14 protein-coding genes are annotated in these 12,176 nt (G+C 29.7%); 6 read left to right on the forward strand and 8 right to left on the reverse strand.

Translation table 11 applies throughout. The features are described from left to right. Position 1: 1 nt before the first annotated feature. Genes V7R38_RS02065 through V7R38_RS02085 form a run of 5 tightly spaced genes read right to left on the reverse strand, consistent with a single transcriptional unit; the run spans position 2 to position 4,258 of the window. A complete protein-coding gene (locus tag V7R38_RS02065) occupies positions 2-928 on the reverse strand; it encodes a mevalonate kinase family protein (RefSeq protein WP_015482005.1) in 927 nt (308 codons plus the stop codon). 51 nt (positions 929-979) lie between these two features. Further along, positions 980-1,384 (reverse strand): toxin-antitoxin system YwqK family antitoxin, encoded by a 405-nt coding sequence (locus V7R38_RS02070; protein ID WP_334055844.1) that lies wholly within the window; start codon positions 1,382-1,384, stop codon positions 980-982. 25 nt (positions 1,385-1,409) lie between these two features. Beyond that, a complete protein-coding gene (locus V7R38_RS02075) occupies positions 1,410-2,489 on the reverse strand; it encodes a diphosphomevalonate/mevalonate 3,5-bisphosphate decarboxylase family protein (protein ID WP_334055845.1) in 1,080 nt (359 codons plus the stop codon). Between the two features lie 34 nt (positions 2,490-2,523). Further along, positions 2,524-3,210 carry a LytR/AlgR family response regulator transcription factor gene (locus tag V7R38_RS02080; RefSeq protein ID WP_334055846.1) on the reverse strand — a complete coding sequence of 229 codons (687 nt, stop codon included), beginning with the start codon at positions 3,208-3,210 and terminating at the stop codon, positions 2,524-2,526. Beyond that, a complete protein-coding gene (locus V7R38_RS02085; protein WP_334055847.1) occupies positions 3,203-4,258 on the reverse strand; it encodes a sensor histidine kinase in 1,056 nt (351 codons plus the stop codon). Before V7R38_RS02085 ends, V7R38_RS02080 begins: the two co-directional genes overlap by 8 nt. A 205-nt stretch (positions 4,259-4,463) precedes the next feature. Here V7R38_RS02085 and V7R38_RS02090 point away from each other — a divergent pair, with 205 nt between their 5' ends. The 5 genes from V7R38_RS02090 (at position 4,464) to V7R38_RS02110 (ending at position 8,401) form a co-directional block, all read left to right on the forward strand. After that, the gene (locus V7R38_RS02090; RefSeq protein ID WP_334055848.1) at positions 4,464-4,799 is read left to right on the forward strand and encodes a MotA/TolQ/ExbB proton channel family protein; all 336 of its coding nucleotides are present in this window, start codon (positions 4,464-4,466) and stop codon (positions 4,797-4,799) included. A gap of 77 nt (positions 4,800-4,876) precedes the next feature. After that, positions 4,877-5,482 (forward strand): thiamine diphosphokinase, encoded by a 606-nt coding sequence (locus V7R38_RS02095; protein ID WP_334055849.1) that lies wholly within the window; start codon positions 4,877-4,879, stop codon positions 5,480-5,482. Between the two features lie 5 nt (positions 5,483-5,487). Continuing rightward, positions 5,488-5,721: a hypothetical protein gene (locus V7R38_RS02100; protein ID WP_334055850.1), complete on the forward strand. Its 234-nt coding sequence runs from the start codon at positions 5,488-5,490 to the stop codon at positions 5,719-5,721. Between the two features lie 12 nt (positions 5,722-5,733). Further along, entirely contained in the window at positions 5,734-7,320 is a 1,587-nt protein-coding gene (locus tag V7R38_RS02105; RefSeq protein WP_334055851.1) for a glycoside hydrolase family 30 protein, read from the forward strand. Between the two features lie 61 nt (positions 7,321-7,381). Further along, complete coding sequence (locus V7R38_RS02110; RefSeq protein ID WP_334055852.1) at positions 7,382-8,401, forward strand: FUSC family protein; 1,020 nt, start codon at positions 7,382-7,384, stop codon at positions 8,399-8,401. Between the two features lie 7 nt (positions 8,402-8,408). On the opposite strand, the gene V7R38_RS02115 is transcribed toward V7R38_RS02110, so the two are convergent. Together V7R38_RS02115 and V7R38_RS02120 are read right to left on the reverse strand one after the other, a co-directional pair. After that, positions 8,409-9,386 (reverse strand): endonuclease/exonuclease/phosphatase family protein, encoded by a 978-nt coding sequence (locus V7R38_RS02115; protein WP_334055853.1) that lies wholly within the window; start codon positions 9,384-9,386, stop codon positions 8,409-8,411. Continuing rightward, a complete protein-coding gene (locus V7R38_RS02120; protein WP_334055854.1) occupies positions 9,386-11,038 on the reverse strand; it encodes a mechanosensitive ion channel family protein in 1,653 nt (550 codons plus the stop codon). The genes V7R38_RS02115 and V7R38_RS02120 overlap by 1 nt, the downstream gene beginning before the upstream one ends. Positions 11,039-11,140: 102 nt before the next feature. On the opposite strand from V7R38_RS02120, the gene V7R38_RS02125 reads away from it, so the two are divergent. Then, positions 11,141-11,596 (forward strand): hypothetical protein, encoded by a 456-nt coding sequence (locus tag V7R38_RS02125; protein ID WP_334055855.1) that lies wholly within the window; start codon positions 11,141-11,143, stop codon positions 11,594-11,596. Between the two features lie 61 nt (positions 11,597-11,657). Here the strand turns inward: V7R38_RS02125 and V7R38_RS02130 are convergent, their stop codons facing one another. Continuing rightward, positions 11,658-12,173 carry a gamma carbonic anhydrase family protein gene (locus V7R38_RS02130; protein WP_334055856.1) on the reverse strand — a complete coding sequence of 172 codons (516 nt, stop codon included), beginning with the start codon at positions 12,171-12,173 and terminating at the stop codon, positions 11,658-11,660. Between the last annotated feature and the right edge of the window lie 3 nt (positions 12,174-12,176).

Here is a 12,176-nt window from a genome sequence, read left to right on the forward strand (position 1 = left end):
TTTAGAATCTGTATACTAATTCTAACTTGTAATCTTTAAGGCTTTCTTGCGCTTTTTTATAATCTTCTGTAAAACCTAAGATGTAACCACCACCTCCTGAACCACATAGTTTCAAGTAGTAATCGTTAGAATTTATACCTTGTGCCCAAATTTTATGAAAAGCAACAGGTATCATTGGCTTAAAGTTCTTTAATACAACTTTAGATAATTTTTTAACATTACCAAAAAGAGAAGAAACATTACCAGATAAGAAGTCTTCTATACAAGCATCTGTATGCATTGCAAATTCTTCGCTTATCATTTTTCTAAACCCTTCGTTTTTCATTTTATTCATAAAAATGTTAACCATAGGTTCAGTTTCTCCTATTTGCTCAGAATCTAACAAAAACACTGCTCCTTTCCCCTCTTTTTGCGAAGGAATTCCTGCAGGTTCAATATTTTCTTTTGAGTTGATTAAAATTGGTAAACTTAAATAAGAGTTTAAAGGATCTAATCCAGAACTTTTACCATGAAAGAAAGATTCCATTAAAGAAAATATTTCCTTTAATTTAAGTAGTTTTTCTCTGGTTAAATTTTCTAAAACCGTAATTTTATCTGTAGCATATTTATCATAAATAGAGGCTACTAAAGCTCCTGAACTTCCTACTCCATAACCCTGAGGAATAGAAGAATCGAAATACATTCCGTTTTCGATATCATTTTTAAAAGCTTCTAAATTAAAAGTTACTTTATCTGAATTTAACTGAGATAAGTGATTGTAAAAACGAAGTAAATTAGCATTAGATTCTTTAGCTGCACCTTCTAACACTTTAGATGATTTTAAAGCACCTCTATAAGCGTTAAATGGAATAGCTAAACCTTTTGAATCTTTAATGATTCCATATTCTCCAAAAAGAAGAATTTTAGCATAAAATAATGGACCTTTCATTTCTCTTTTACAATTGTTTTACAAAAATACGAATATTTATGTTAATAGGATTTACAGGTTTTTGTAAAAAGTTTTCCAAACTCCCACTTTTTCACCATTCTTGTATTTCCCTTTTTTTATAATTTTTCCGTTTTTATCATAGGTTTTCCAAACACCTTCCTTTAATCCATCTTCATAAAAACCAATACTTTTTAATTCTCCAGAATCGTAATACATTAAAAACTTACCATCTGGTTTTCCTTTAATATAGTTGGCTTCTTGTGCTTTTTTTCCAGAGATATAGTAGTCAATAATCCATTGCTTTTTAGATTTTTCTGTAGCAATTGTTCTGTAATAAACCGCTTTTTCTTTGGTAACTACATTCCAATTGGCATCAAAATAAACCTTGCTTTGAGCTTGAGATGTAAAAGAAATAAAAAGTAAAAAAAGTAAAGGTGATATTATTTTGATATTCATAAAGGGCTTATTAACAGCAAGTAAGTTACATTTTTGTAGCACCTAAACCCACTGTATCACAAATATAATGATTTTTCTGACAGTACTTAGACAACTCTTTATCAATGAATTGTAGCACTTCATCTTTCTCATTTTCAGGAAACAACACATGTACGTTTGCACCTGCATCTAGAGTAAAACAAATATTACTATTGGTCTTATTTCTGTACTCCCAAATGCTGTTAATGATCTCTAGCGTATTTGGCTTCATCAAAATAAAATAAGGAGAACTTGTAAGCATCATTGCATGCAGTGTAAGCGCCTCACTTTCTACCAAATGAATAAATTCTTTAATTTTACCTTCTTGTAAAATGGTAGTAATTTTTTCAAGATTGTCATTCGCTTGTTGAAACCTATTTGTTGCATAAGGATGATTGTGCATTAAGTTATGCCCAACAGTACTCGAAACTTGTTTTTCTCCTTTATCTACCAGTAAAATTACATCCTGGTAATTTTGAAAAATAGGATCTACTTTAAAAGGAAATTGCACACCATACAAATCTGAACTTTCTACAATTGCAGGATGTTCTCCCCAAACAACTAAAGGCCCTTCTATACTTCTACTTGCACTTCCAGAACCTAGCCTAGCCAAAAAAGATGCTTTTTTATTTATGAAATCTTGAGATAAATCTTGTACCAATTCATTTTCTAAGCTCATTAAGCACATTGCAATTGCACTTAATCCACTTGCTGAAGAAGCAATTCCACTGGAATGAGGAAATGAGTTTTCTGAGTTTATCGTCATTTTATAATTAAAAATGTAAGGACAATAGTCTTGAATTCTTTTAAAAAACTCTGCAATTTTAGGCTTAAATTCTTCTTTCTTTTTACCCTCAAAAAACAAATCGAAAGTAACCTCAGTGGTTTTTTCTACCTTCTCAAAATCAATAGTGGTTATTGTATGGCAGTTATTTAAAGTAAAGCTAATAGAAGCGTTTTTTGGTATTTGAGGATTGCTCTTACCCCAATATTTAACCAATGCAATGTTACTTGGAGTTTTCCACGTAAACTTTGTGTTTTCTATTAAATTTATGTCTGATTTTACTAAAAACTGATCTGTATTCAAAGTATAAAAATTTACTACAAATATAAACCTATAACTATAATTCTGCTAATTTATCTAAAACCGATTCTTTATAACTTCTACTAATAGGCACAGCTTTATCTTTAATTTCTAAGAACTCATTTGTGTAAGAATTTATCTTTTTTATGGCTGCTATAAAAGATCTATGAGTTCTAATAAACAGTTGTTTTGGTAATTTTTCTTCAAATCCGCTTATGGTTTCTCTGCAAACCACAGTTTTATCTTCCAAGTAAATTTTTAGGTAATCACTTAAGCTCTCTATATATAAGATAGAATCGAAATCTATCTTTATCATTTTTCGATCTGATCTTACAAACATAAAATCATGTTTCACCTCAACTTTATCTTCAACACTTGTCGCTTTTTCTACTGCTTCTATAAATCGATCAAAAGAGAATGGTTTTAATAAATAATCTACAATATTTAAATTAAAACCTTCCACAGCATAATCTCTATAAGCAGTTGTGAAAATAATTTTTGAGTTGTTTTTAATGATTTTTGCCAAACTCAAACCACTTATTTCTGGCATGTTTATGTCTAAAAAATAAAGATCAACTGTATTAGACTGCATGAACAAAATAGCTTCTGATGCATTTTTACATACCTTTTTCAAGACTAAAAAAGGTGTTTTTAGAATATAGGATTCTAAAATTTCTCTCGCCATTGGCTCATCATCTACAATAACACAACTGTACTTATTCATGCTTTTTTATTGGGATTGACAATTGAACTGAATACAAATCTGAGTTACTCTTAATATTTAAATCAAAAGTATCATTATAAATCATTTCTAATCGCTTTTTTATATTAACCAGGCCAATACCTTCTTTTGTTTGGCTCTTTAAGTTAGTAGAATTGGTCATTTTAAAAATCAAACTATGCTCTATTAGCTCTAAATGAATATTAACTTTTAATACGTTTTTTATTTGATGTCCATGTTTAAAAGCATTCTCCACAAAAGGCAAAAATAGCATAGGTGGTATTTCTATATCATCATTAATACCTTCTGCAACAAAATCCACGTCTAAACCATCCTGAAAGCGCAGTTTTTCTAGAGAGATATAATTATTAATGTGTTTTATTTCGTCATTTAAAGATACATAGGGCTCTTCTATTTGATATAAAATATAGTCTAATAAATTAGAGAGTTTAAGTATCATTTCTGAAGTATGTTCAGATTTTTTTAAGGCAAAACCGTAAATAGTATTTAAGGTATTGAATAAAAAATGAGGATGAATTTGCATTTTTAAAAACCTTAATTCTTGCTCTTTTAATTGCAGTTCTGTTTTTAAAATTTTGGTTTCTAAAACTCGTTTATCATCAATAGTTTTTAGATTATATTTTACTACTTTATAACTACTCATAATAGCCACAATAAAGAATACACAAACTAAAATAACACTAGGGTTTTTGGTTAAACTTGGCATTGTTTGATAATCTAAATTATAGAAAAACACAAAACCAAAAACCATAGTCATTAAAACCACACTCATGCTAAATAAGAAAGCATAAATGGTATATAACACAAACTTGCTGTACTTTTTTTGTATTAAATAATCTGGAATAATTTGATACATAAAACTGTAAGAAGCTACAATGGATACTGCACTTAAAATGGTAGAAAACCAAAAAATAAAACTCTTGTTGGCAGAACCCACACTAAAAAAAGTAAAAAAGAAAAACCAAACACCTACCCAAAACAAGAGGTGTAAAGGCACTTTTTTTATTTTATGAAGTACATTCTTATTCATACTACAAAATAAGGTTTTTTTTATCTTGCAAAAGTAAACTAGAGACGAATTACAGTTTTAATAGTCGATTCTACTTGTTTTGTGTAAAATAGTACTAAGACTAACATTTAGGTTAAAAGCAGTTGAAATTTAGAAGTTCGTCGCAAATAAAATTACAAACTACTATTTAAAGATACATTTACACTATAATTAAAAAAGATACATTATGAACTTTATTATGGAAGGTGGACCAATATTTATGGTTCCTTTATTACTACTATTAATTGCAATTATTGTTTTATTTGTAAAAGGATTAAAAGACAATTCCGAAAAAACTAGAAATTTATTAAAAGAACTTAGTTTATTTTCTTTTGTGTTTGGAGTTTTAGGTTTTATTATTGGAATGCTAGGTGCTTTAGAAGCCATTTCACAAGCAGCAGATATTTCTTCACAAGTTTTGGCTGGCGGTTTTAAAGTTGGCTTATTGTCCCCCACTTTTGGTTTAGTAATCTTTCTAATTGGGAAACTTTTTTCTATTATTTTGATTTCTAAAAAAAGCTAACCACTACAATTATTCGCTTTTAAAAACATCAACTCTAATAAAGAGTTGATGTTTTTTTTGTTTGTATTTTTGTATAGATGAATAAAGACAAAGTTTTCTTATTATTAAATGGTGATAAACCAAAGCATTTACCAAATTTAGATGAGTATAAACTAATTTGTGCTACTGATGGTGCTTACAAATACTTAGAAGAAAACAACGTTTCTCCTAATTTTGTTACTGGCGATTTTGATTCTTTAACCAATTTTCCAAAAGACATAGAATTCATAGAAACTCCAGATCAAGATTTTACAGATTTTGATAAAATACTTCAAATTCTATTTGATAAAGGATTTTATCATGTTGATGTTTATGGTGCAAGTGGTTCAGAACAAGATCATTTTTTAGGTAATTTACACACAGCTATTCAATGGCAATACAAATTAAAACTTACCTTTTATGATAATTACAGCACGTATTATTTAGCTGATAAGGTTACATCAATTAAAAACTGCAAAGAAAAAATTGTTTCACTAATACCTTTTCCTGAAGCAAAGCAAATTTCCACTCAAGGGTTACAATATCCTTTAAAAAAGGAAAACTTGACTTTTGGAGAAAGAATAGGCACTAGAAATAGAGCCGTTAAAAATGAAGTTAGCATTTCCTTTACAGAAGGAAATTTATTTATCTTCATCAATCATTAAATAGAATGGATAGAAAAATTAAATTATTGTGGGATTTTAGAGGCCCTGATGCAAAAGAAACTGCAAAACATCATACCATACATTTAAAAGAATTTGCTGTTTCAGAAAAACTAGCGTTTCATGAAACTGATATCAAAGAAAACAATCCTATGTTGGTTTCTGCCTACATAATTGTTGATGAAAAAGACTTGAAAACGTATAGAGATGCCTTAAAACCACATAGAGGAGAAATAGCATAAATTAGAAATACAATGCCAAAAAAAAGTATCAATCAATTTATAGTAAAATCATTAATATTATTTAGTTTCTTTTTAATTGGTAGTTGTAAAACGCAAAAAGAGTCTAAGAAATACAAACTAGAAGTTTACCAAACTTCTTTTTCTGGTGATAACCTCAAACTAGTCACAACAGATAATAATTCAGAAGATAAAAAAGCCACAAAAAAAGTTAATATTTCAATTCATCCTGAAATTGAATTTCAAAAATATTATGGATTTGGAGCATCATTTACAGAATCTTCAGCTTGGAATTTGGCAACAATTCCTGCAAATCTTCGTAAAGATGTATTGAACAAACTTTTTAGCCCAACAAAGGGCGTTGGCTTTTCATTAACCAGAACTCATATAAATAGTAGCGACTATTCCAACAATCACTATACGTATGTAGAGGAAAACGATTTGAGTTTATCAACCTTTAGTATTAACGAAGATTTAAAAGGATTCACAGGGAATGAAAACGATCAAGTAAAAAACATTGCTCTAGAAGAACCTAGTTACGATTTAATACCAATGATTAAAGAGGCTTTAGATGTTGAAGGTGCAGATTTTAAATTGATTGCTTCACCCTGGAGCCCTCCTTCTTGGATGAAAAGTAATGAAACTAGCCCAATGACAAATGGTAGTTTACTCCCAAAATACTATCCTATTTGGGCAGAATATTTATCTAAATATGTAAGCGCCTATAAAGAAGAAGGAATTGATATTTGGGGTTTAACTCCACAAAATGAACCCCTTCATTATCATGATGCTAGATGGGATAGTAATGGTTTTACACCAGAACAAGGTAGAGATTTTTTAAAAAATCATTTAGGCCCTCAATTTGTAAAAGATGGTCATTTAAATACATCCAATTTAATTGAAGGTGTTAAAATTATAATCTACGACCATAACAAATCTGTTATGAATAATTATGCAAACACCATCTATAATGATGCTGAAGCGAATAAATATGCTTGGGGAACTGGGTTTCATTGGTATGCAAATTCTGAGTTGAAAGCAAATAATTATTATGCTGACGAACTAGACAAACTGCATAAAAACTGGCCTAAAAAAGCCATGATTCATACTGAATCTAGTATTGATTTAGATGTTAAAGATCCTATTGGGCAGTATTGGAGAGAAAGTACAGATTATGCAGGTAAATTTATTCCTTTTGAAACTTATGCCTATGATATTATTACAGATTTAAATCATGGCACACAAGGCTATATTGAGTGGTGCATGATTTTAAGTAATGAAGGCAAACCAAATCCTTATGACAATTTTAATAGCGCTCCTGTTTTGATAAATCCAAATACAGATGAAGTCATATACACTCCTTTATATTATTTATTGGGTCATTTTAGTAAATTTATTAGGCCTAATGCAGTTAGAATTGATGCAAAAAGTTCAAAAATTGATGGTATTATTTACACTACTGCTAAGAATAAAGATGGCAGTTTAGTACTTGTAGTTTACAACAATAACAAAGATTCATTTGAAATTTCTTTGGATATAGAAAATAATAATTATAGTTTAATAATCGAGGCAAAAGCGATACAAACCATTGTTTTAAAGTAGCAATATTACCCATAATTTTGATTGATAAAATTCTCATAACTAAAAGTATACGGTCTTAAAAATGAATATTAATTTTATAAAAGACATAAGTAAAGGGGAAGCAAAAGATGCTTTTCGATTGGCAATTCAATCTGCTTTGGCTGGTGCCATTTGCTATTATTTAATGGTTCTTTTGGGTATTTCTGAACGTTTTGTTGGAGTTTTATCTGCTATTTTAGTAATCGAGCCTAGTATTGGCAACACCTTTCAGCAGGCAAAAGGTCGAATTCTTTCTACAATTGTAGGTATTATAATTGGTTTTGTTTTTGTAGCCTTAATTCCTTGGGACTTGGGTGTAATTCTATCTTTACTTCTTTCGCTTTTTATCATTAACGGAATTGCAAGTTTTAGACCTGAATGGAGGTATGGAGTTGTTGCTGCAGTTGCATTAGCCTTGGGTTCTGAAGGTGATGCTTACGATTTGGCCTTAAACAGATTACTTTCTATAGGATTTGGTGTAGCAGTCGGAATTTTAATTTCGCTAATCGTTTGGCCAGACACCTCAGAAAACAGAACAATTAGATACATTCGTAAAGCTTTAAAAAATACTTGCGATCGTTTTAGAATTGAATTTGGCAATACCAGAGATGAAAAAAATGAGAAAACCACTAAGGTAAATAACAACTTTAGCACAAATATAAATCAGGCTAAAAACACTGCAGAATCAATTACTTTTAATGATAAAAAATCAATTTTACAGCTCATAGAAAGTACAGAAAGGTTGTATAATTCTATTACTATAATTCAAAGAGTTGCAGATAAATCGAACTCTAATATTACAAATGGTGAAGCAGGAATCGAAAAAAATTCTGAGAAAGTAACTGAAAAAGCATGGGAAATAATTGAGTCTTTTTCTAAAAAAGAAAAAGTTACAGAAAAAGATTTATCTAAATTTTCTGAGTTAATAGATACTACTAAATCTAATATTCAGATTAAGGTAGATGATAAAGAACTAAGTCTTTTAAGAAATACTTTTATGTTTGGTTTAATTGAAATTGAAGATTCCATTCAACAGCTCTATAAAAATTTTAAAGAGCAATAATTCACATTTATTTTAACTTAAACTTCATAAAAACTGGTAGGTGATCTGAAGCCTGTTCAAATTCATTCAATACACGACCTGAAACATATTCTATAGTTTCTTTTGTGTAAAAAATGTAATCAATTCTTTCATAAGGTTCTTTTGTATCAAAAGTATTGGCAATTTCATCATAATTGAAAGCCGCATTTCCTATGCTATCATCCTTAAAAAACGTTTGTACTACAGATGATTTATCTCTAGCTCTAGCGTTAAAATCACCTAAAAGTAAAGTTGGATAATCGTTTTTATATTTATTAAAAATAGCCTCTACTTCTTGAAATTGTTTTGCTCTTGTTGGTTTATCAAAAGCTTCTAAATGAATGTTTATAATTACAATTTCTTTACCATTAATATTAGATTTTACAATTTGAGCTAGCCTTTCTAAATAAAAAGCATCTCTATAAAAAGGAGAATCTTCTACTCTAGAAAGCACCACTCTTTCTTGATTTGCTAAAGGATATTTGCTAAGAATAGATTGCCCAGAAATTACCTTACCAAAATGCATACTAATGGGCCAATAAGGAAAAGGTAAATAGTTTTCATCCCAATTCACAGTTCTTGCACTGTAATTGTAGCCTAAACTTGCAATTTCTTCTTCCTGATTTATATGGTAAGAGCGTGATGCGTTATAATCAATTTCTTGAAAAGCAATAATATCTGGATTTACGGCTTGTGTTTCTTTTTTTACCTTTTGTAAATTGTTCTCAAATAAACTTTTTGGTTTTGGTACAGGTCTGTTATTCGTCATTCCACTTAAATAACCAATATTATAGGTGGCTATGCTAAAAACGGAATCATTTTCACCTGTTGCCATACTCGAATTATGAGTTATACTTGAATACTCACTTTCCTCTAAACTGGGTGATGATGCCCAAAAATAAAAAACAACCAATGCTATAATTAGCAACCCTAAAAGACGTAAAATTATTTTAAATAAATTCTTCATTAACTTTCAGGTGTGTTTTCTGGTGGAACATCATTTTTAAACTCAGTAAGAATATTTTGTATTGTAGCATTAATACTTTCTTTACTGGTATTGTATTTTGGCGATAAATTACTTTTATCTGGAAATTGCTCTATAGTTACGGTTGTAGATGGGAATGCAAACTCTACACCCAAAGCAGCCGCTAATTTTATAATAGCAATATGCAGCCTGTGTTTAGAGGTTTGTTCTTCGCTCCAAGCTAAACTTTTAAAATATACGTTTACCATTATTAATAAAGCAGAATCTCCAAAACCTGTAAACTCTACATTGTAAGAATCAGATCTGGTTTCTGGATGTTCTATAATTATTTGGCGAACACCATTTACAAAAGCCTCTATTAATTCTGGAGGAGTATCATACCTTAAACCAAGATTGGTATTATACCTTCTGTATAAACGTAAGCCCTTATTATTGATTACAATTTCAGAAAGTTTACTATTTGGTATTTGATAAATTGAAGTATCTGCAGCTCTAACTCTAGTAGATCTAAACCCTACTCTTTCAACAGTTCCTACAACTTCACCTGCTTCTATCCAATCGTCTATATGAAAGGGTTTATCTAAGAAAATCATTATGGTGCCAATCAAATTCTTAACAGTGTCTTGCGATGCTAAAGCAAAAGCCAAACCACCAATGGTAGCACCTGCTATTAAAGTTGTAGTATCTACACCAAATATGGTTAATAATCTAAAGAACCCTAAAACAAGTACTAAACCTGTAAAAAAGTTATTTAGAATTGGCACTAATTGATCATCTAACCTGCTATGTGTATTTTCTGTAAACTCAGCATAAATTTTCATTACTACTTTAATCAGCTTTAAGAAAACATAAATCCAAAAAACAGTTTCAACGATACTCAATCCAAGAAAAACCCATCTATTTACCTCTAAAGTGAATTGTAAAGAAGGAAAAACTACATCTATCAAATTAATAGAAAGCAACAAGCTAATTGGGTGTGCCAATTTTTTTAGCACCTTATCTACCTCTAAATCAGCATTACTTTTAGTAATATAATGTTGAATTTTCTTCAATAACCAAAAGGCAATTTTTCTAAAGAAATAATATAATACAATTACTAAACTCAGTAGAATTAATAGCGCAACTAATTGCCAAATTTCGATACCAAAAAATCCTTTATGGCCATATTCAGGCACTATTTCTTGCAACCAATTTATATACCAAGGAAAAACATTGTTGTAGATTGCATCTATTTTCAGTACAGTTTCTTCTGAATAATACCAATTGTTCCCTTTTTTTTCCAAATAAATTTCTGGCAATCTGTTTGGGAAAATGATATACCTAGAATATGCATTAATCCCTACAGAATCTTTATAATCTTCGTCTGTTGGTATTGAATTTAAATCAATATAAAGACCTTTACCATCTAAAACCTGCTTTATTTTAATGGCCTTTCTTACTGCTTTTTTCTGCTCTAAACCTCTAATGGTTTTTGCAGATTTCTTAGGTTGATAATTATTATCCTGTAAAAAATTTAAGTGTGTATTTAGTGTAGCTCTTGGGTTACTTAAATCTACAAAAACGCTATCAGACGCAATGTCTTGAGCCATTATTATTGATGGTAGAAATAATAAAATGCACAGTAATTTCTTCATTCTCAATATTGTTAAATACTTGTTAAACAGAAAACAAATTTAAACCTTTTCTAATTTCTAGGGTCAAAGAAGTATAAATAAAACATTAAACAAATTATAATTATGAAAAAAATAGCAAGCATTTTAGTTTTAGTATTCGCATTTACTTTTACTACTCAAGCACAGAAAAAAAGAAAAGATAAAAGACCTAATCTTTCTGTTGAACAACGTACAGAATTGGCAGTTAAAAAAATGACTTTAGATTTAGATTTATCAAAAAAGCAACAAGATGAAATTAAACCATTATTAATGAACCAAGCAGCAGAAAGAAAAGCTGCAATGGAAAAAAGAAAAGCTTTACGTGTTGAAGATAAAAAGCCATCTGCAGATGAACTTTTTGCAATGAGAAGTCAGCAATTAGAAGCTAAAATTGAATTCAAAAATAAAATGAAGGATATTTTAAAAGCAGAGCAGTTTGAGAAGTTTGAAAAAATGAATGAAGAGAGAAAACAAAAAGGAAAAAAGATGATGAAACGAAAAAGAATGAAAAAAAGAATGGAAAACAGAAGAGAGAGATAGAAAACTAGTTTTGGTTGATTAGTTGAATTGATGCCCGATTTCGAATAGGAAATCGGGTTTTTTATTCTTTAAACCAACTTGAATATTTTACATAGTTATTGGCAATTCTATCAATTTCTCCAGAAATTAATTCTTTAGAAATATCCTTAACCTTTTTAGCCGGTACACCTGCATAAATACTACCACTTTCTACTCTAGTGTTTTTGGTTACAACAGCACCTGCAGCTATAATTGAATTAGATTCTACAATACAATCATCCATAATAATAGAACCCATACCTACCAAAACATTGTCATGAATTGTACAACCATGTACAATTGCATTATGACCTACAGAAACATTATTACCTATTGTAGTTGGCGATTTTTGATACGTTGCATGTATTACTGCACCATCTTGAATATTCACCTTATTCCCTATTTTAATATAATGCACATCTCCTCTAATTACAGCATTGTACCAAACAGAACAATCTTTACCTAAAGACACTTCACCCAAAATTGTGGCATTTTCAGCCACAAAACAATCTTCAGGAATTTGTGGTGTAAATCCTCTTACAGCTTTAATAATTGGCATAAT

Source organism: Polaribacter sp. P097 (assembly GCF_036864555.1).
Lineage (GTDB): Bacteria > Bacteroidota > Bacteroidia > Flavobacteriales > Flavobacteriaceae > Polaribacter.